General features: G+C 44.4%; 19 protein-coding genes and 1 pseudogene. 11 read left to right on the top strand and 9 right to left on the bottom strand.

Annotated elements, in window-relative coordinates:
- Together wecC and wecB are read right to left on the bottom strand one after the other, a co-directional pair.
- Positions 1-891: UDP-N-acetyl-D-mannosamine dehydrogenase (gene wecC, locus ACEYKX_RS10490; RefSeq protein ID WP_373780725.1), on the bottom strand; the 891-nt coding region annotated here is incomplete at its 3' end.
- A gap of 25 nt (positions 892-916) precedes the next feature.
- Complete coding sequence (gene wecB / locus ACEYKX_RS10485; RefSeq protein WP_373766533.1) at positions 917-2,035, bottom strand: non-hydrolyzing UDP-N-acetylglucosamine 2-epimerase; 1,119 nt, start codon at positions 2,033-2,035, stop codon at positions 917-919.
- Between the two features lie 306 nt (positions 2,036-2,341).
- On the opposite strand from wecB, the gene ACEYKX_RS10480 reads away from it, so the two are divergent.
- From ACEYKX_RS10480 to ACEYKX_RS10455, 6 genes are read left to right on the top strand one after another with little or no spacing between them, the layout of a single operon-like run.
- Positions 2,342-3,517 (top strand): polysaccharide biosynthesis/export family protein, encoded by a 1,176-nt coding sequence (locus ACEYKX_RS10480; RefSeq protein ID WP_373766532.1) that lies wholly within the window; start codon positions 2,342-2,344, stop codon positions 3,515-3,517.
- Positions 3,518-3,526: 9 nt separating this feature from the next.
- Positions 3,527-4,660: a capsule biosynthesis protein gene (locus ACEYKX_RS10475; RefSeq protein WP_373766531.1), complete on the top strand. Its 1,134-nt coding sequence runs from the start codon at positions 3,527-3,529 to the stop codon at positions 4,658-4,660.
- On the top strand, positions 4,660-5,457 hold the full coding sequence (locus ACEYKX_RS10470) for an ABC transporter permease (protein ID WP_373780724.1): 798 nt from the start codon (positions 4,660-4,662) through the stop codon (positions 5,455-5,457). The genes ACEYKX_RS10475 and ACEYKX_RS10470 overlap by 1 nt, the downstream gene beginning before the upstream one ends.
- On the top strand, positions 5,454-6,101 hold the full coding sequence (locus tag ACEYKX_RS10465; RefSeq protein WP_373766529.1) for an ABC transporter ATP-binding protein: 648 nt from the start codon (positions 5,454-5,456) through the stop codon (positions 6,099-6,101). Before ACEYKX_RS10470 ends, ACEYKX_RS10465 begins: the two co-directional genes overlap by 4 nt.
- Before the next feature lie 35 nt (positions 6,102-6,136).
- On the top strand, positions 6,137-8,212 hold the full coding sequence (locus ACEYKX_RS10460; protein WP_373766567.1) for a capsular polysaccharide biosynthesis protein: 2,076 nt from the start codon (positions 6,137-6,139) through the stop codon (positions 8,210-8,212).
- 10 nt (positions 8,213-8,222) lie between these two features.
- Entirely contained in the window at positions 8,223-9,521 is a 1,299-nt protein-coding gene (locus tag ACEYKX_RS10455; protein WP_373766528.1) for a capsule biosynthesis protein, read from the top strand.
- 75 nt (positions 9,522-9,596) lie between these two features.
- Here the strand turns inward: ACEYKX_RS10455 and ACEYKX_RS10450 are convergent, their stop codons facing one another.
- The 3 genes from ACEYKX_RS10450 to ACEYKX_RS10440 all read right to left on the bottom strand — a co-directional run bounded on the left by ACEYKX_RS10450 (position 9,597) and on the right by ACEYKX_RS10440 (position 11,766).
- Positions 9,597-10,118, bottom strand: coding sequence for a hypothetical protein (locus ACEYKX_RS10450; RefSeq protein WP_373766527.1), 522 nt, complete (start codon positions 10,116-10,118; stop codon positions 9,597-9,599).
- Between the two features lie 113 nt (positions 10,119-10,231).
- Complete coding sequence (gene epmB / locus ACEYKX_RS10445) at positions 10,232-11,245, bottom strand: EF-P beta-lysylation protein EpmB (RefSeq protein WP_373766526.1); 1,014 nt, start codon at positions 11,243-11,245, stop codon at positions 10,232-10,234.
- An 11-nt stretch (positions 11,246-11,256) separates the two neighbouring features.
- Entirely contained in the window at positions 11,257-11,766 is a 510-nt protein-coding gene (locus tag ACEYKX_RS10440; protein WP_373766525.1) for a hypothetical protein, read from the bottom strand.
- Between the two features lie 166 nt (positions 11,767-11,932).
- Here ACEYKX_RS10440 and efp point away from each other — a divergent pair.
- From efp to ACEYKX_RS10420, 4 genes and pseudogenes are all read left to right on the top strand, one after another.
- A pseudogene (gene efp / locus ACEYKX_RS10435) lies at positions 11,933-12,499 on the top strand (elongation factor P).
- Between the two features lie 135 nt (positions 12,500-12,634).
- Positions 12,635-12,853, top strand: coding sequence for a cell division protein ZapB (gene zapB, locus ACEYKX_RS10430; protein ID WP_373766523.1), 219 nt, complete (start codon positions 12,635-12,637; stop codon positions 12,851-12,853).
- Between the two features lie 87 nt (positions 12,854-12,940).
- Positions 12,941-13,519 carry a thymidine kinase gene (locus ACEYKX_RS10425; protein WP_373766522.1) on the top strand — a complete coding sequence of 193 codons (579 nt, stop codon included), beginning with the start codon at positions 12,941-12,943 and terminating at the stop codon, positions 13,517-13,519.
- Positions 13,520-13,758: 239 nt separating this feature from the next.
- Entirely contained in the window at positions 13,759-14,529 is a 771-nt protein-coding gene (locus ACEYKX_RS10420) for an FNR family transcription factor (RefSeq protein WP_373766521.1), read from the top strand.
- A 202-nt stretch (positions 14,530-14,731) separates the two neighbouring features.
- Here the strand turns inward: ACEYKX_RS10420 and xthA are convergent, their stop codons facing one another.
- From xthA to ttcA, 3 genes are all read right to left on the bottom strand, one after another.
- A complete protein-coding gene (xthA, locus tag ACEYKX_RS10415) occupies positions 14,732-15,535 on the bottom strand; it encodes an exodeoxyribonuclease III (RefSeq protein ID WP_373766520.1) in 804 nt (267 codons plus the stop codon).
- 75 nt (positions 15,536-15,610) lie between these two features.
- The gene (locus ACEYKX_RS10410) at positions 15,611-16,990 is read right to left on the bottom strand and encodes a Na+/H+ antiporter family protein (RefSeq protein ID WP_373766519.1); all 1,380 of its coding nucleotides are present in this window, start codon (positions 16,988-16,990) and stop codon (positions 15,611-15,613) included.
- A gap of 29 nt (positions 16,991-17,019) precedes the next feature.
- Positions 17,020-17,970: a tRNA 2-thiocytidine(32) synthetase TtcA gene (gene ttcA / locus ACEYKX_RS10405; protein ID WP_373766518.1), complete on the bottom strand. Its 951-nt coding sequence runs from the start codon at positions 17,968-17,970 to the stop codon at positions 17,020-17,022.
- Positions 17,971-18,069: 99 nt separating this feature from the next.
- On the opposite strand from ttcA, the gene ACEYKX_RS10400 reads away from it, so the two are divergent.
- Positions 18,070-18,636: a UbiX family flavin prenyltransferase gene (locus tag ACEYKX_RS10400; protein ID WP_373766517.1), complete on the top strand. Its 567-nt coding sequence runs from the start codon at positions 18,070-18,072 to the stop codon at positions 18,634-18,636.
- Between the two features lie 72 nt (positions 18,637-18,708).
- Here ACEYKX_RS10400 and ACEYKX_RS10395 read toward each other — a convergent pair.
- A partial coding sequence (locus ACEYKX_RS10395) for an ATP-binding cassette domain-containing protein (protein ID WP_373780723.1) occupies positions 18,709-19,763 on the bottom strand: 1,055 nt, incomplete at its 5' end.

Raw genomic sequence — 19,763 nt, 5'->3', positions numbered from 1 at the left:
TTTGCCGTCGTTGACAAGGCGCGCGGTGTGGATCAGTTTTGCCAAATCCGGGGTTTTGTTGACAATAAACCATGGATCAACGGCAATGCAGTGTCCGCCGACACCACAACCCGGTTGGAGAATATTGACGCGCGGATGGCGGTTTGCGAGCGAAATGAGTTCCCATACGTTGATGCCTAAACGATCGCAGATGATTGAAAGTTCATTGGCAAAGGCGATGTTGACATCACGGAAGGCGTTTTCAGTGAGTTTACACATTTCGGCGGTGCGGCTGTTGGTGACAATGCAGTCGCCTTTTACAAAAGTTTTGTACAATCTGACCGCTTGTTCGGCGCATTTGTCCGTCATGCCACCGATAATGCGGTCGTTTTCCACCAATTCGCGCATAACTTGTCCCGGTAATACCCGTTCAGGGCAATGTGCAATGCGGATGTCGGAATCTTCACCCGCCTGTTGCGGGAAGGTTAAATCCGGGCGAATGTGAGCCAGCCATTCCGCCATTTGTTCCGTCGCTCCCACCGGTGACGTGGATTCTAAAATCACTAAGTTACCTTTTTTTAATACCGGTGCAATCGCGCGGCTTGCCGCTTCGATGTAGCTTAAATCCGGTTCGTAATTATCGCCTTTAAACGGTGTCGGTACGGCAATTAAGAAGGCTTCAGCAGGCTCCGGGGTTAAAGTGGCTATTAAGCGCCCGTTGGTGACGGATAGATGGACGGCAACTTCTAATTCGGGTTCAACGATATGAATCTTTCCTTGATTAATGGTATCTACGGTATGTTGGTTAACGTCTACGCCGATCACGTTTACGCCGTGTAATGCAAATGCGGCGGCGGTCGGTAAGCCGATGTAGCCCAGCCCGATTACCGAAATTCGATTAAATTTCTCCATGTTTATCTCTCCTGATAACGTCAAATTAATGATGTTGAAAAACCGATAAAATTTTATGCACCGCCGTGCCGTCTCCGTACGGGTTATGCGCCGATGCCATTTTGTTATATTCTGCGTCATTGGTAAGCAGTAAATTCACTTGCTCGATGATTTTTTCTTTTGAGGTACCGACAAGTCTGACCGTTCCGACTTCTACCGCTTCCGGTCGTTCCGTAGTATCCCGCATCACCAGTACCGGTTTGCCCAGCGACGGCGCTTCTTCCTGAATACCGCCGGAGTCGGTTAAGATGAGGTGTGATTGTTTCATCAGATACACAAACGACAGATAATCCAACGGCTCAATTAAATGGACATTCGCTTTACCGGTTAAAATTTTGTTCACCGGTTCGCGAACGTTCGGATTAAGATGAACCGGATAGACAAACTGTGTCTCAGGGTGTAACGCCGATAATTCTGCAATAGCTTGACAGATATTCTCAAAACCTTCACCGAAGTTTTCACGACGGTGGCCGGTAATTAAGACAAATTTTTTATCCGTTACGTAACTGAACTGTTGTTTAAATTGTTTGAGCAGTTCTTGATTCTGTTCAATTTTTTTACATGCCAAGAATAAAGCATCTACCACCGTGTTACCGGTCACGTAGATGTTACTTGGTTGGATCCCTTCATCGATCAGGTTTTTCATGGTGCTTTCCGTTGGAGCAAAATGGTATTTTGCCAATGAGCCGGTTAAGCGACGATTTCCTTCTTCCGGCCATGGGGAATACATATTATGCGTCCGCAGTCCTGCTTCAATATGGGCAATCGGAATTTGGTTATAATATGCGGCTAAAGACGCGGCAAAGGTTGTTGCAGTGTCGCCGTGTACAAAAATCACGGACGGTTGATATTCTTCGATAACCGGCTGAATCTTTTGTAAGATTGTTGAAGTGATACTTGAAAGTGTCTGTTTTTCATTCATGATATTCAGATCATAGTCCGGTCTGATCTCGAACAAGTCTAAAACCTGATCCAACATTTGTCTGTGTTGGGCGGTGACACAAACACAAAAATTTAATCCGTTTTTTTTAAATCCTTCTACTAACGGTGCCATTTTGATGGCTTCCGGTCTGGTACCAAACACGAAAAGAGCTCTAAGTGACATCTGTTACCTCCAATAATTTGTTCTTTCTAGTTGAAAGAATTTCTCCTTAGTAAATAAATTGTAAATTTACATATCAACCTGTTTTTTTTCAATGATACAAAAACAGATTTTCTTATTCAATACGAATTTTACATTAATTTAATAAAAAGGCTAAATTTTTTGCTAAATGTGAAAAATGTCACATTTTTAGCTCTTAATCTCCTTTATTTATTTGTTTATTTATGTAATCTTTGCTAAACTCAACCCGAGAGAAATGTAAGCTATATGTAAATTTTGCACAATTTCATTATTTTAGGATATTTCTACATGAAAACTAACTTTGGATTGACAATAAGCAGTCTGTTACTCATGGCTGCGTTAAGCGGATGTAATACATTACCAACTTCCGGACCGAGCCAAAGCGCCGTGTTAGGCGTAAACGATCAAGAAAATCTACCGCAGGTAAATGTGGTGGAATTGGATAACCAATTGGTGCAATCACTTTATCAAACCCAACAAAGCCAACGTTTTTCCGGTTTTGTCGGTACGCAAATGCAAAGCCATTATGCCGGAACGGCAAATGTTGGGGATGTGTTAGATATCGCGATTTGGGAAGCACCACCCGCCGTATTGTTCGGTTCAACGTTCGGTGAAACAGGACAAGGCAGCGGTCATTTAACCAAATTGCCGGCTCAAATGGTCAATAAGAAAGGGACAATCACGATCCCGTTTGCCGGTGACATTGCGGTGAAAGGAAAATCGCCTGAAGCCATTCAAAAAGAGATTGTCAGACGCTTACAAGGCAAAGCGAATCAACCTCAGGCGATGGTACAAATCATCAACAATAACTCGGCGAACGTTACGGTTATCCGCCAAGGTAACAGCGTGCGTATGCCGTTAACCGCCAATGCGGAACGGGTGTTGGATGCCGTAGCGGCAATCGGCGGATCACCCGCCGATATTCAGGATATTACGGTACAGTTGACCCGTGGCAATCAAGTCAAAACCGTTGCGTTTGAAACGCTGATTGCCGATCCGACGCAAAATATTCCGTTGCAAGCGAACGATGTAGTCTCATTGCTCACGACACCTTACAGCTTTACCGGGCTGGGTGCCGTCGGTTCAAACCAACAAGTCAAATTCTCCACTAAAGGCATTACGCTTGCCGAAGCGATCGGCAAAATGGGCGGGTTGATCGATACCCGTTCGGATCCGCGCGGCGTGTTTGTGTTCCGCTATATACCGTTTACGCAATTATCTCTGCCTGAACAAACCACGTGGAGAACAAACGGCTATAGTGAAGGCATGGATGTGCCGACGGTGTATCGCGCCAACTTGCTTGATCCGAAAGCCATGTTCTTACTGCAACGTTTCCCGATGCAAGATAAAGATATCGTGTACGTTTCTAATGCACCGTTGGCTGAATTCGGTAAATTTATTCGCACCATCTTTTCTATGACCGCACCGATTACCGGTACGATCAACAGTGTAAACAGTTTATAGGAAAGCAATATGACGGTAGCAACAACTCAACCACAAACCAAACCGACACCGAAAAAGAAACGTCAATTCAAACCGTTATTATGGTTAACGGTCGTTTTGCCGACACTGTTTTCCGGTGTGTATTTCGGTTTATTTGCCTCTGACGTGTATATATCCGAATCCAGTTTTGTGGTTCGCTCCCCCAATAACCAAGCGTCACTCAGCGGTGTCGGTGCATTATTGCAAGGGGTGGGATTTTCCCGTTCACAGGACGATTCTTACACGGTGCAAGAATACATCCGTTCGCGTAATGCGCTGGAACAATTAGCCCAAGTCTTGCCGGTACGTGACTATTATGAAGATAAAGGCGATCTGCTCAGTCGTTTTAACCCTTTCGGATTGGATGATTCACAAGAAGCATTTTTCCAATATTTTAAAAAGCGCTTGATTGCCGATTTGGATGCAGTATCGGGCATTGCCACCTTGCGTATACGTTCGTTTGATGCCGAAGAATCTCAAAAAATCAATGTTCAACTGCTCAAGCAAGGCGAAGCGTTGATTAACCGCCTGAATGAACGTGCTCGTCAAGATACGATCAGATTTGCCGAACAATCGGTAAACGAGGCGGAAAGACGTGTAATGGAAACAGCGGAAGCGCTGAGCGCATATCGAATCCATAATAAAATTTTCGATTTACCGGCGCAATCCGAAGTTCAGTTGACATTAATTTCCACCTTAAAAAGCGAATTAATTCAAGTGGAAACCCAACTCGCACAATTGCGTTCAATCACGCCGGACAACCCGCAAGTAGCGGCACTCAAAACCCGTGAAAAAAGTTTGAAAGCGGAAATTGCCGATCAATTACAAACGCTTTCGGGCGGACAAAACTCGATTGCAACGCAAACCTCCGAATATCAACGCTTGATGCTGGATAACACGCTTGCCCAGCAACAGCTGACTACGGCGATCACCTCATTACAAAATACAAAAGGGGAAGCTGATCGTCAGCAACTCTATTTGGAAGTGATCAACCAACCGAATAAACCGGATCTTGCACTGGAACCGTACCGACTCTACAACGTGTTGGCAACGTTCTTTATCGGTTTATTGCTGTACGGGATCGCTACGTTACTTATTGCCAGCATTCGAGAGCATCAAAACTAATGAAATACGGTGATCAAACCACGTTCAAACGCTCAAGGGGACTACAAGGCCGCGTGCTGAAGGCGTTATTGCTACGAGAAATCATCACCCGCTACGGACGCAAAAACATCGGTTTTTTGTGGCTGTTCGTTGAGCCGCTATCGATGACGTTGATGATTGTATTGATGTGGCAATTTTTACGTGCCGATAAAGTGTCTACGTTGAATATTATCGCATTTATTATTACCGGCTATCCGATGGCAATGATGTGGCGTAATGCGTCTAACCGGGCTATCGGCGCCATTTCCGCCAATATCAGTCTGCTGTATCACCGTAACGTTAAAGTCTTAGATACCTTGATATCCCGCACGATACTGGAAGTCGCCGGTGCTACCGTCGCACAAATATTCATCATGGCGGTATTTATTTTTATCGGCTGGATCGACTTTCCGCAAGACGTGTTTTATATGTTGGTCGCATGGTGTTTAATGGCAATATTTGCCTTCGGATTGGGCATGATTATTTGCGTGATCGCCTATCAGTTTGAAGTGTTCGGCAAAATTTGGAATACCTTGAGTTTTATCATGTTACCGTTGTCGGGAGCATTTTTCTTCGTACATTCGCTACCGTCACAAGTTCAACAATATGCGGTATGGGTACCGATGATTAGCGGTACGGAAATGTTCCGCCAAGGCTATTTCGGTGAGTCGGTAAAAACTTATGAAAACATCGGCTTTATTATCGTGTGTGATTTGGTCATGGTCTTTATCGGGTTACTGGCTATCAAAAAATTCAGTAAAGGAATCGAACCGCAATGATCAGCGTGAAAAATGTCAGCAAAAGCTACTACACCCGAAACGGTGAACAAAAAATTCTGCATGATGTTAATTTTGACCTCAAACGCGGAGAGAAAGTCGGCATCTTAGGACGAAACGGTGCGGGGAAATCAACGTTAATCCGTTTGCTCAGCGGGGTTGAACCGCCGACATCCGGCAAGATTGAACGAAAAATGAGCATTTCTTGGCCGTTGGCATTCAGCGGTGCATTTCAAGGCAGCTTAACCGGCATGGATAACTTACGGTTTATTTGCCGTATTTACGGTGCCGATATTGACTATGTCACACGATTTACCGAGGAATTTTCCGAACTGGGCGAATATTTATACGAGCCGGTTAAAAAATATTCTTCGGGTATGAAAGCCAGGTTGGCATTTGCGCTTTCACTGTCTGTGGAATTTGATTGCTACTTAATTGATGAAGTCATTGCCGTCGGGGACTCCCGCTTTACGGAAAAATGTAAGTATGAATTATTTGAAAAACGTCAGGATCGCGCCATTATTTTAGTGTCGCACAGTCCTGCGGCAATAAAGGAATATTGCGATAAAGCCATGGTGTTGGAAAACGGGTATATGCATAAATTTCCCTCCGTCGAGGAGGCTTACCGGTTTTATAACCAACGCTGATATAGCGACATAACAAGCGGTAGGATCCGCCGATAATTTTGCAAATGAAAAACTCAAACAGCATTATTTTTTCTCGTGGGATATTAAACATTCCGTATTTGGACGCGTTCTTAGATGAAAAATACGTCTCTCCTTTCGGACTGGTCAACACTCGGATAGCCATCGACAAGGCAATCGGTTGGGGGCTTCGTACACCTTCTCTGCTTCCACAGTTTTATGCCAAATGGCGTAAATTGCCCTATGTTGCACTGGAAGACGGTTTTTTACGTTCGTTGGGTCTCGGCGTTGAAGGCTACCCGCCTTTTTCATTGGTTTATGATGATCTCGGAATTTATTACGATGCAAGCCGCCCTTCCCGCCTAGAGATGCTGATTCGACACAGCAATCAGGATGAAACGTTACTGGGCGATACCAAGCGGGCAATGACATTGATTCAAACTCATAAACTGTCAAAGTATAACCATGCCCCCGATTTTGATGAAATGCGTCTGACTTATCAGCCGATCATTTTAGTCATCGATCAAACTTACGGCGACAAGGCGGTAAAATACGGGCTGGCGAATGAAGCACATTTCAACCAAATGTTAGAGGCGGCTATAAAAGAAAATCCGCTATCGCTCATTTGGGTGAAAACCCATCCGGATGTCATCAGCGGTAAAAAGAAAGGCTATTTGACCCGCTTGTCCGATTATAAAAACCGTGTTCGGTTAATCTCGCAGGATGTGAATCCGCTCTCATTATTGAATGCGGTGGATAAAATATATTGCGTCACGTCCCACATGGGCTTTGAAGCCTTACTGCTCGGTAAAAAAGTCATTACCTTTGGTGCGCCTTGGTTTGCCGGCTGGGGGTTAACGGAAGATCGTCATCCGCATATCGAAACATTAACACAAGCGAATCGAAGAACGCCTCGCTCGCTTGAACAGCTGTTCTGCGCCGCTTACTTACAATACAGCCGTTATATCAATCCGTACAACGGGCGGAAAGGGACGATTTTTGATGTCATCGATTATTTAACGCAAGCAAAAGGGTTTAATCAACGTTTTGCCGGGAATATTTATTGCGTGGGGTTATCACGTTGGAAACGCGCCGTCATTGCCCCGTTTTTCCGTTTTCCGCAGTGCCGTTTGCATTTTATGTCAGGCTTAAAACAATTACAGGACACAGTGTTACCGTCTGACGGCAAACTGTTAGTTTGGGGACAAGGTCATTCGGATATTGTGGCGTTCGCCGAGCAACAAGGTTTACCGATTCTTCGTATGGAAGACGGCTTTATTCGCTCTGTCGGACTCGGTTCCAATCTTGTTGCGCCGCTATCTTTAGTGGTGGATGACATGGGCATTTATTTTAATGCTCAAACGCCTTCCCGTTTGGAAACAATTTTTCAAACCAATCACTTTTCTGCGGAAGAGTGCCGTCAGGCAATGCGCTTGCGTACTTATCTGACTGAGATGAATATCTGCAAATACAATGTCGGCGAATGCGGTTTCCAAATGACACAGACGCAGCAAAAGATCATTTTGGTTCCCGGGCAGGTAGAAGACGACGCGTCCATTCGTTTCGGGTCTCCGGAAATCACCTCTAACTTGGCACTGTTAAAAAGAGTCCGTGAATTAAATCCGACGGCTTATATTCTGTATAAACCGCATCCGGATGTAGTCAGCGGAAACCGTATGGGGCGGATAACACCGTCCGAAGCCCGACAATACGCCGACGAAATCGTGGAACAGGCGAGTATTTTAGATTGTATTCAACAGGCTGATGAAGTCCATACCATGACATCTTTAGCCGGCTTTGAAGCATTACTGCGAAATAAAACGGTACATTGCTACGGGCTTCCGTTTTATTCCAACTGGGGGCTGACGCAGGATCACATTAAATTGGCTCGCCGCGACCGCCAATTACAACTCGACGAATTGGTTTGCGGCACCCTGCTACACTACCCGTTGTATATCGATCCGAAAAAAAGGCGCTTAATCGATGCCGAACAGGCAATCCGTTTGCTGCAAGAACAAAAACAACAGAATACCGACCGTGCAATTTACCGCCCGTGGCTTTCTAAACAGCTGGAGAAAGCGAAGCACCTTTCTCGAGCGTTGATACAAAAATAGGGAGAATATTATGGTTAATCACAATTTAGATGAATTGATCTCATCGGCAGAAAATATACTGTTATTACAAGGACCTATCGGCCCGTTTTTTTATGATTTTTCCACTTGGTTGAAAAAAGAACATCGCAAACAAGTGTTTAAACTCAATTTTAACGGCGGTGATGACCATTTTTATCCGAATCATACGGAAAATACCTTTCCTTATCGGGAAGCCGTTTCACACTTTTCCGATTATCTGTTGACATTTTGCCGTCACCATCACATTCAAGCGATTGTCTGCTTTGGTGATTGTCGCTCTTACCATCAAACGGCAAAACGTGTCGCCAAACAATTGAATTTATCATTTTGGGCGTTTGAAGAGGGGTATTTCCGTCCGGAATACATTACCTTAGAAAAAGACGGGGTCAATGCTTATTCGCTACTGCCCCGCCGTGCGGATTTTTTTAATGAACTCGCCGATGATCTGCCTGAAGTTGCCATACCGCAACGTGTCGCAAAAGGTTTTTTACCGATGGCAAAACAAGCGATTTGCTACTATTGGCAAGCAAACAGAAAACAGTGCGACTATCCGGAATACTGTCATCATAAACATCTGAATGTGTGCCACTACCTCAAACTTTGGACGATTTCAGGGCTTAAACGAAGCTACTACTACTTACATGATTGTTATTTTGCTCATCAAGTCATGAAAGGGAAATTCGGCAAGTTTTTTATTCTGCCGCTACAGGTCTATAACGACAGTCAAGTACAAGTCCATAGTGACTACCCTTCCGTTGCCGATTATTTGGAGGAGATTTTACACTCATTTGCACACCATGCACCGACGGAAGTTAATTTGATTGTGAAACATCACCCGATGGACAGAGGGTTTACCGATTACAGCAAAATCATCGAAAAAATGATGACGCGCTTTCCGTCATTAAGAGGACGGGTTTTCTATATTCATGATGTACCGATGCCGGTGCTTTTACGGAACGGAATCGGTTTGGTTACCTTGAACAGTACCAGCGGGTTGTCCGCCCTGCATCATGATATGCCGGTAAAAGTCATCGGCAGAGCAAACTATGATTTTGACGGTCTGACAGATCAACAACCGTTGAGTACATTTTGGAGTAATCCGCAGCCGCCGAATCCTGAGGTATTCAATGCCTATTACCGCTATCACATGAGTAAAACGCATATCAACGGCAATTTTTATACCCGCGTGATCTTGCGCTCCCCGTATAACAATTCGGTACAACAAGCTAACAAGCGGTCTGTTTCGTCAAATTATTTGCAAAAAGCCAATGCGATAAAATATAACGGCTGAAAATAGCGGCATAAAAAAATAGGATGACATCTGAATAATGTCATCCTATTTGTTTTTAATGAAACTTGGGTTGGATTAGATCTGTTTTTCCGGTACGTCGGAATGCGTTACAACCTCATCGTCTTTTACTCTCGCACGTTCTTCCTGTGGTGTAACGGTTGGTTTAACTACCGACGGAGAGCTTTCCCGCGTCGTACGAATCACAACCCATAAGAAGAATAGACCGAAGAACAAATCTCCCGCACCGTAAGAATTAAAAAACGTGACCAAGCTCGGTGCCGTTTCCGCCAGTTTGGTCACCGCATCTTGATGACTGAAAAACCACACCGCCCACGTGACGGCATACACCATTTTTTGCAGAAAGAATACAAACACTAATTTCGGTACGCTGTAAAAAGAAAAGGCGACCGACAAATAGGCCAATCCCCACAAGATTACGCTGATTTGCCCAAACCATGAAAAGACCGCAGGATTCACGTCGGCGATCGTTTGATCCATAAAAAAGGATGTGGCATACAAAATGCCGACAATATTATACAGCCCGGCAAGCCCGAAGAAGAATGTAATGACATTGTCAAAAAAAGGACGTTTCATCATTGTTCACCTCATAAAAATAAAAAACGAGGTATTCTACCACCTCGTTCTGCTTTAGAAATCTGATTTCCGTTTATTTGCAAAAAATTTGCAATAACTGACCGCTTGTAACCGTTTTATTTCATTAAGGTTTTGTGCGCTTCGCCGGCAATTTCCCTTGCCAATTTCGGCACAAGATAACCGGATGTGATGCGCTGTAACGTCTGATAAATCTCACTTGCCCGCTCGTCTTCCACATAGAAATGCGCAGCCCCGGCAACTTTATCCAATAAGTGCAAATAATACGGCAAAATGCCGTAATGAAATAATTTATCGCTCAACGCTTTTAAAATATGCGGATCATCATTTACGCCCTTTAATAATACCGATTGATTCAATAACACAACGCCTGCTTGTTTCAGCAAGTCCATTTTTTGCGCAAAAACCGTATCGATTTCATTGGCATGATTAATATGCGTAACAAGAACGACAGATAAGGGCGAATCACTAAAGCGTGCACATAATTCGGGCGTGATCCGATTCGGGATCACCACCGGCAAACGGCTGTGAATGCGCAAGGTTTTTACGTGGGGAATCCGTTCCAACTCGGTCAACACCCAGTCAATTTCGTGGTCTTTTGCCATTAGCGGATCGCCGCCCGATAAAATCACTTCTTCAATTTCATTGTGCTGTCGAATGTATGTCAGGCTTTGCTGCCACGTCGTTTTACCGCTTTTGATGTCATCGTAAGGAAAATGACGACGAAAGCAGTAACGGCAATTAATCGCACAACTGTTTTTCAACATAAATAACACCCGATTATGGTATTTATGCAAAATATTCGGTGCCGGAGAGTGTTGTTCTTCAAGCGGATCCGTAACGAAACCCGGTACATCGGTAAACTCCTGTTGTAAAGACATCGCTTGCAAAAACAGCGGATCGGTTCGATCTCCTTTGCGCATTTTGTCGGCAAATGCCCTTGGTACACGTAACGCAAACAAGCGACGAGCTTGGCTATCCCGTTCAAATTCTGTCGGATCGAGTTCGAGATAATGCAATAAATCATGCGGATGGTTAAAGGCTCGGGCAAGTTCCGTTAACCATGTCGCTTTGATCGAGGTTTCTTCCGTCAAAAGATGAATATCCGACATGTTTTTGTCGGTTACGGTGCAATCACACATTGCATTGGTGCATTATTTTTATCAACCATCACGGTCGGGGGAAGTTGGGTATTTGCCGCACTGATCAAATATTGAATACCGTTTAAACAATAACGGGAATATCCCGGTGTTTTTTCGATCAAATACGGATCGGCTTGAGGTTCAATGGCTTTAAATGAAGGTATTGTCGGTAAGGCAGTTTGACCTTCCGCCGGCGGTAACGCTTGTGTCGGCTGTTGTGCTTGGGCTTCAGGCGTTAACATTTCATTTAATAAATAACCTGCTGCGACGCCGGTAACCAAATTGTTCATACGGTTTCCCGCTGCCGGTTGTACCGTTGCCGTCGCTTTGTTGGCATTCGGTGTGTTCTCGAACGTTGCGTCTTCTTGTTTTGGTTGAGATTTACTTTGCGTTGTTGCCGGGTAGCTTTTACGTGCTTTCATCCCTTTGGCTTCTACAGTGAATGAAACGGACAGTGCCAAGACAGTGCCCAATGCGATAAGGCGTTTCATCTATGCTCCTATTGTATGTTGATGGCAAAAAACGTGTGGATTATACAAATCCCTACCTAAGAGTGAAGAAAAATTTTTAAAAAAGGCGTTTTTTTGATGTATCATATACGCCTTTTTGTTACACATTGCCGTTACGGCAATAATTTATCAATTTCTGAGGATAATCATGGCTAGTTACAGCACCAACGACTTTAAACCGGGCTTAAAATTTATTCAGGACGGCGAACCTTGCGTCATCGTTGAAAACGAATTCGTTAAACCGGGTAAAGGTCAGGCATTTACCCGCACTAAAATCCGCAAATTAATTTCCGGTAAAGTATTGGAGATCAACTTCAAATCAGGCTCTACCGTTGAAGCGGCGGACGTTGTCGATTACAACTACACTTACTCTTATAAAGATGACGATTTCTGGTACTTCATGCATCCGGAAACGTTCGAACAGATTTCTGTCGATGCAAAAGCATTGGGTGACAACGACAAATGGTTGGTTGATCAAGCCGAATGTATCATCACGTTATAGAACGGTTCTGCAATCGGTGTGACACCGCCAAACTTCGTTGAATTGGAAGTGATCGAAACCGATCCGGGCTTAAAAGGCGATACGGCAGGTACCGGCGGTAAACCGGCAACCTTGAGTACCGGTGCAGTTGTACGCGTGCCGCTATTCGTACAAATCGGTGAAGTGATCCGCGTTGATACCCGTTCGGGCGAATACGTTTCTCGCGTGAAATAATCCACCGGACAAATTATCCCTCAACACCGTTGAGGGATTTTTTTATACGTGAAAAACCAAACTTTGTAGTGAAAAAGCTGTCGTATTCAGGTAAAATCTTGCCATTTTCAGCATTCGTATTCAGAGGAAATTATTATGTCAGTGACAATTCTTGATCAACTTGAAGAAAAAATTAAACAAGCCGTTGAAACCATTCAATTGCTTCAATTGGAAATTGAGGAGCTTAAAGGTAAAAATGACGAAGTCAATCGTGCAAACGAAGCTTTACGCAACGAGCACGAACAATTAAAAGTCGAACACCAAAACTTCCAAGATCGTTTACGTTCGCTTTTAGGTCAAATCGACAACGTCTAATTACAGCTGAATAAACGGCAAATTTACGCAGGGCGAACCAATATGTTCGCCCTCTGTTTATAATATAACCCAATACATTCCATTGCTATGGCAAAGCTCTACTTCTATTATTCATCAATGAACGCAGGTAAATCCACTACCTTATTACAATCCTCCTATAACTACCAAGAGAGAGGAATGACCCCGTTAGTTTATACCGCGGCAATCGATGATCGCTTCGGGATCGGTAAAGTGGCTTCCCGTATCGGCATTTCACAAGAAGCCCAACTGTTTTATAAAACCACCGACCTTTTTCAGGAAATTCAACGGCATCATCAACACGAAAAATTACATTGTATTTTAGTGGATGAGGCACAATTCTTAACTAAAGATCAGGTTTATCAACTGACAGAAGTGGTAGACAAACTGCATATTCCGGTGCTGTGCTACGGATTACGCACCGACTTCCAAGCCGAATTGTTTGAAGGCAGTCGTTATTTACTGGCGTGGGCGGACCAGTTAGAAGAGCTCAAGACCATTTGTTATTGCGGACGTAAAGCAAACTTCGTTATTCGTTTAAATGCACAAGGTGACGCAGTGAAAGACGGTGCTCAAATTCAAATTGGTGGGAACGACAGCTACCTTTCGGTTTGTCGTGCACATTACAAGGAAAAACTGGGGTTATAATTCATTTTTCCCCTCATTTCGGAGGGGATTTTTATCAATAATTAATAGGTGTAAGTACGGTATAAAAAGGCTCCGATCAAAATAATTAGCATCACAACAATCTGAATCAAGCGTTTTTTCGTCAACTTTTCTGCAGCCATTTTCCACTCCAAACTACAATAATTTTTATTTCAAAACCTTAAAGAAACATGTTAAACTTTGCCCTAAATCAAATTTGAAAGCATTTCACGGCGGATTTTATGAAAATTGTATCTGATTTTAAAGCAAATGGAAGAACAGCTTGCACTATTCACTGCCAAAATTGCAGTATCAGCCAGCTATGCTTACCCTTCACGCTCAATGAACATGAGCTGACCCAATTAGATAACATCATAGAACGTAAAAAACCCGTTCAAAAGTCTCAAATTATTTTCCAATCCGGCGATGAACTCCGTTCTATTTACGCCATCCGCTCCGGCACAATCAAAAGCTATACCATCAGCGAAAATGGTGAAGAGCAAATTACCGCCTTTCATTTGCCCGGTGATCTTGTCGGCTTCGATGCCATTACCGATATGCGTCACGTCGGCTTTGCTCAAGCGTTGGAAACATCGATGATTTGTGAAATTCCGTTCGATATTCTAGATGATCTCGCCGGTAAAATGCCTAAAATCCGCCATCAAATCATGCGTTTAATGAGTAATGAAATTAAAAGCGACCAAGAAATGATTTTATTACTGTCTAAAATGAGTGCCGAAGAAAAACTGGCGGCGTTTTTACGTAATCTATCGCAACGTTATGCGGCTCGCGGTTTTTCCGCAAGAGAATTCCGTTTAACCATGACACGCGGCGATATCGGCAACTATCTTGGTTTAACCATCGAAACCATCAGCCGCTTACTCGGGCGCTTCCAAAAAAGCGGGATGATTTCCGTCCAAGGAAAATATATTACGATCAACCGCATGGAAGAACTCAATGAAATGGCCGGCGCCACCAAATCTCAAATTCCGGTCACTTGTGCCTCTTTATAACCGTATTCATTGTTTTACAAGCGGTGAGATTCGGCAATCATTTTGCAAATCTCACCGCTTTTTGTTGTTTAGACTGACATCGCCTTTATAACAATATAAAAATAACGTGGCTGTACATCGAACATACCTTACATCCCCAAAAAGCCAATATTACGTTTATATCAAACATCTAATCTGTTTTTCGTTATTTTAATATCCCCACCTATTTAAACACCGCCCAGACCGGTGCGTGATCCGACGGTTTGTCCATTGCGCGGATATCGAGATCAATCCCGGTTTCGACGCAACGTTCGGCAAGAAGGCGAGACGCTAAGACCAAATCAATACGTAATCCGCGGTTATCGTCAAACCCTTTGGAGCGGTAATCGAACCACGAAAATTTATCATCCGTTTCGGCATGCATGGCGCGGAAAGTATCCACCAATCCGTAATTTTTCAAGCGTTCCATCCAAGCGCGTTCTTCCGGTAAAAAAGAACATTTACCGTCCCGCAACCAACGTTTACGGTTCGCTTCACCGATACCGATATCTAAATCCGTCGGGCTGATATTCATATCTCCCATGATCACAATCGGATTCTCCGGTGCTAAAGCGCTTTCAAGATAAGCCTGTAAATCGCCGTAGAATTTTTCTTTTGCCGGAAACTTCGTTTCATGATGGCGGCTTTCTCCCTGTGGGAAATAGCCGTTCAACACGGTCAATACACCGAACGGCGTATCCAAATCCGCCATAATCATCCGTTTTTGTGCATCCGCGCCATCCGTCGGGAAACCTTTACGAACCGCCAGCGGTTGCTGTTTGGTCAACAATGCTACGCCGTAATGCCCTTTCTGCCCGTGGTGAAAAACATGGTAGCCTAAATGGTTGACCAAATCATACGGAAATTCTTCATCGGCGACTTTAATTTCCTGCAGACCAATGACATCCGGTTGGTGTTTTTCAATGAGCGCTTCCAGCTGATGCGGTCTGGCACGCAGTCCGTTGATATTAAAAGAGATAAATTTCATGTTGCAATCCTTCGATAAAAATAGACCGCTTGTACCTACAAGCGGTCTGTTCAGTGAATTGTTTTACCATTCCGATTAAAGGATCATCGCGGCAATCCAACCGAAGATCAGTAACGGAATATTATAGTGAATAAAGGTCGGCACCACCGAATCCCAAATGTGATCGTGTTTACCGTCGGCATTTAAACCGGATGTCGGACCTAAAGTCGAATCCGACGCCGGCGAACCTGCGTCGCCCAGCGCCGCCGCCACCCCGATAATCGATACGGTGGCTAACGGTGAAAAACCGAACGAAATGCAAAGCGGTACGTAAATCGAGGTAATGATTGGCACGGTTGAAAACGATGAACCGATTCCCATAGTAATCAGTAAACCGACGAATAGCATCAAAAATGCCGCCATTTCCTTGCTGGAAATGGTTCCTTTTAATCCTTCAACCAATTCGGCAACCCCACCTGTTGAATTAACGACCGCGGCATAACCTGATGCGGCAATCATCACAAAGCCGATCATCGCCATTAAGCGTAAACCGTCTTGGAACAAGTCGTTACTCTGTTTTAACTTAAATACGCCGCCCAGTGCAAAGATAATCAAGCCGACTAAACCGCCGACAACCGTCGAATTCGTTGATAATTGCACAACACAGGTCGCTACAATGGCAACAAGACTTACCCCAATATGAAACGGTTTTACCTTAGCAACGCGCTCGGCAATATCATCCGCCGTCGGTTCTTGGCGATCTTCAACATACACGCGCGGTTTACGATAAGTAACGAACAATGCTAAAAATAAGCCTAAAATCATGCCGATCACCGGAATTGCCATGGCTTGCGTAACTTGTAGCGTATTGGTCACCAAACCTTGTGCTTCACCGGCTTGGTTGATATTTTTAACCAAAATATTCTCAATAAAGATCTGACCGAATCCCGCCGGAATCAGCATATAGGTTGCCGTTAAACCGAAAGTTAACGCACAGGCTACGGCTCGGCGGTCGATGTTAAGCTGGTTCATCACGCTTAACAGCGGCGGAACGACAATCGGAATAAAGGCAATATGAACCGGAATGATGTTTTGCGATGACATCGAAAATGCCACCAACGTAAACAGTACCAAATATTTAAACCAAAAGACCGAACGTCCGGACGGGCGCTTACCGAATGATTGAATCACTTTATACGCCAATAAATCTGTGACGCCGGACTTTGATAACGCCACGGCAAATGCACCGAGTACCGCATAGTTCATCGCCGTTTCCGCACCGCCGCCCAATCCGCCGGTGAAACTTTTTATTGTTGCGGTAAGCGCTTGATCCATCGACATACCGTTACCGACATTCCCCAAAATACCGCAAGTTAATGCGGAGATAATCAACGCAATGACGACGTTAATGCGTAATAAACTTAATACGAGTAACACCACAATTGAGATGACCACTTCATTGCTTGTAAATGACATTGAATAGACCTCATTAAATAAATAAAAAATCAGGAAACAGCTCTAAAGGCAATCACGCCGCTTTCGGTATAATCGGCGAGATCGTCTTCCTCTTGTATAACCGGTACGGCGGGAATATCCGCCTTATCAAAGGCGATATCGCCTTCTACGCCGTCAAGTAACTGACCGCGTTTTATCCCTTTAAAATCAAATAAATTCGGATCGCACAAATGCGAAGGTGCGACATTCTGTAATGCACTGAACATCGTTTCGATACGTCCGGGATATTGACGATCCCACGCTTGTAGCATTTCTTTTACCACTTGACGCTGCAAGTTGGGTTGGGAACCGCATAAATTACACGGAATAATCGGAAATCGTTTCGCTTCGGCATATTTTTCGATATCTTTTTCTTTGCAATACGCTAACGGACGAATCACGATTTGTTTACCGTCGTCGCTGATCAGTTTCGGCGGCATGCTTTTTAATTTACCGCCATAAAACATATTCAGAAATAATGTTTCAAGCATATCGTCACGATGATGTCCCAAAGCGATTTTCGTCGCTCCCAACTCGGTTGCCGTGCGATATAAAATCCCCCGACGTAAACGGGAACACAGCGAACATGTCGTTTTACCTTCGGGAATTTTCTCTTTTACAATACCGTAAGTATTTTCTTCCACAATTTTGAATTCCACCCCAATGCTACTCAAATAATCAGGCAGAATATGTTCAGGAAACCCCGGTTGTTTTTGGTCAAGATTCACCGCGACAATATCAAAATGAATCGGCGCATTCAGTTTTAAATTTAATAAAATATCCAGCAACGTATAGCTGTCTTTTCCACCGGAGAGACATACCATCACTTTATCGCCGTCTTCAATCATATTAAAATCTGCGATAGCATTTCCCACGTTACGACGTAAGCGTTTGTGCAATTTATTGAAGTTATAGGTAATTTTTTTCTCTTTTTGCGTGTTTTGATCAGAATCTTGAGACATAATGTAAAACATGATAGTTAAAAAACCGGAAAGTGCCACATACTACCCGCTTCCCCGTTTTTTTCAAGTATTTCCCTCTATTTCATCGGAATCAGCATAATGACCCCAAACAGAATTATTCTCGGCATCAGCGGTGCCAGCGGATTTCAATACGGCTATAAAGCCCTTGAACTCCTTAAACGGATTGATGGCGTTGAAACTCATTTAGTGCTCTCAAAAGGTGCCGAGCTCACCCGCCAATATGAAACCCATATCAGTGAAACCGAATTGTTTGACCTGGCAGATGTCGTTCATCCCGTTCACAACCTCGGCGCAAGCATTGCCAGCGGATCTTTTAAAACAATGGGAATGCTGATTGCACCTTGTTCGATGCGAACACTGGCATCCGTTGCTCACGGTTTCAGCGATAATTTATTAACCCGAGCCGCCGACGTAGTACTGAAAGAGCGCCGCAAGCTGGTGCTGATGGTCCGTGAAACCCCGCTGAACTTGGCGCACTTAGATAATATGCGCAAAATCACCGAAATGGGGGGTATCATTTTTCCACCGGTGCCGGCACTGTATCACCGCCCGAACAGCGTCGATGACATTGTCACGCACAGTGTCTCCCGCGCTTTGGATCTGTTAGGGCTGGATATTGATATGCCCCGTTGGGACGGACGCTAAACAAGCGGTCAGTTTCAGACATTATTTTGCAAAACCACGGGGCGAATCATTCATAGCCCCATTTCGCCTACCTTACACGATACGACCGTTATCCATTCGATATACACGATCAAAACGTTCTAATCCGTTTAAACGGTGAGTAATCATCAATAACGTTCGATCTTGGCAATGCGCTAAAATCAATGCCAATATTTGTTGTTCGGTCTCCCTGTCCAATCCTTCCGTCGGCTCATCCAACAGCACGATTTCCGCCTGACTTAACAGCACCCGAGCTAATCCCAACCGACGCTGCTCTCCGCCCGACAAGGGTCTTCCGCCCTCACCCAGCCATAATGCCAATCCGTCGTCGGATTCCGTCAAATACCCCAGCCCGACATCGGATAATACTTGTTGTAATCTATCATCATCGGCTTGCGGATTACCTATCTGCAAATTATCCCGCAACGTACTGCTGAAAATATGAACGCGCTGACTTAACGTCACGAGATGCCGACGTAGCGTTGCTTCAGCATAATCGGCAATATCGCAATGATTTAAGCGGATCTGACCGCTTGTCGGATCGTAATTTCGGTTCAACAGTTGGAATATGGTTGATTTACCACTGCCCGTTTTACCGACAATCGCCACTTTTTGTTTTGCCCACACGCTAAAGGAGAGTTGATTTAATACCTTTTCATCCCGTTGCGGATAAGCAAAATCAACCTGCTCAACGCTGACAAGCGGTCTGTTTTCTGCAATATTTTGCCATTTTTCTTTACCGTTGAATTGAACGGTCGGCTGCTGCCCGGTGATATCGTTCAAACGCTGCGCCGACGCGATGACTTGACCTAAGTGTAAAAAGGCAATACCGATAGGAGTCAGAATTTCCAACGATGCCAATACACAGAAAACGACTAAAGCAATTAACGCCTCCGGATTTTCCGCATGCGGTATATGAATTGCCGTCGCGGAAAGAAAAATCACAACGCAAACCAACACGCCGTTTACTGCAATCAATAAGGCATTTGACAAGCCGCCCAAGCGGCTCTCTTTACTCTGCGCCGCCAACCACACCGATTCGGTTTCACGTAATTTCTCACTTGCCTGTGACTGTACGCCGAAAAGCAAAAATTCGGCATTCAATTGAA

The organism is Glaesserella sp. (genome assembly GCF_041817755.1).
Taxonomy (GTDB): domain Bacteria; phylum Pseudomonadota; class Gammaproteobacteria; order Enterobacterales; family Pasteurellaceae; genus Glaesserella.
Note: the sequence above shows the minus strand (reverse complement) of the source record. Positions and strands in the feature narration are given on the sequence as shown.

Excerpts from the sequence above, each read along its gene's own strand:
- ACEYKX_RS10425 (WP_373766522.1), top strand. The coding sequence starts at position 12,941 with ATGGCAAAGCTCTACTTCTATTATTCATCAATGAACGCAGGTAAATCC.
- ACEYKX_RS10465 (WP_373766529.1), top strand. The coding sequence starts at position 5,454 with ATGATCAGCGTGAAAAATGTCAGCAAAAGCTACTACACCCGAAACGGT.
- ACEYKX_RS10410 (WP_373766519.1), bottom strand. The coding sequence starts at position 16,990 with ATGTCATTTACAAGCAATGAAGTGGTCATCTCAATTGTGGTGTTACTC.
- ttcA (WP_373766518.1), bottom strand. The coding sequence starts at position 17,970 with ATGTCTCAAGATTCTGATCAAAACACGCAAAAAGAGAAAAAAATTACC.
- ACEYKX_RS10455 (WP_373766528.1), top strand. The coding sequence starts at position 8,223 with ATGGTTAATCACAATTTAGATGAATTGATCTCATCGGCAGAAAATATA.
- wecB (WP_373766533.1), bottom strand. The coding sequence starts at position 2,035 with ATGTCACTTAGAGCTCTTTTCGTGTTTGGTACCAGACCGGAAGCCATC.
- epmB (WP_373766526.1), bottom strand. The coding sequence starts at position 11,245 with ATGTCGGATATTCATCTTTTGACGGAAGAAACCTCGATCAAAGCGACA.
- zapB (WP_373766523.1), top strand. The coding sequence starts at position 12,635 with ATGTCAGTGACAATTCTTGATCAACTTGAAGAAAAAATTAAACAAGCC.
- ACEYKX_RS10450 (WP_373766527.1), bottom strand. The coding sequence starts at position 10,118 with ATGATGAAACGTCCTTTTTTTGACAATGTCATTACATTCTTCTTCGGG.
- ACEYKX_RS10440 (WP_373766525.1), bottom strand. The coding sequence starts at position 11,766 with ATGAAACGCCTTATCGCATTGGGCACTGTCTTGGCACTGTCCGTTTCA.
- ACEYKX_RS10400 (WP_373766517.1), top strand. The coding sequence starts at position 18,070 with ATGACCCCAAACAGAATTATTCTCGGCATCAGCGGTGCCAGCGGATTT.
- ACEYKX_RS10470 (WP_373780724.1), top strand. The coding sequence starts at position 4,660 with ATGAAATACGGTGATCAAACCACGTTCAAACGCTCAAGGGGACTACAA.
- ACEYKX_RS10420 (WP_373766521.1), top strand. The coding sequence starts at position 13,759 with ATGAAAATTGTATCTGATTTTAAAGCAAATGGAAGAACAGCTTGCACT.
- xthA (WP_373766520.1), bottom strand. The coding sequence starts at position 15,535 with ATGAAATTTATCTCTTTTAATATCAACGGACTGCGTGCCAGACCGCAT.
- ACEYKX_RS10480 (WP_373766532.1), top strand. The coding sequence starts at position 2,342 with ATGAAAACTAACTTTGGATTGACAATAAGCAGTCTGTTACTCATGGCT.
- ACEYKX_RS10475 (WP_373766531.1), top strand. The coding sequence starts at position 3,527 with ATGACGGTAGCAACAACTCAACCACAAACCAAACCGACACCGAAAAAG.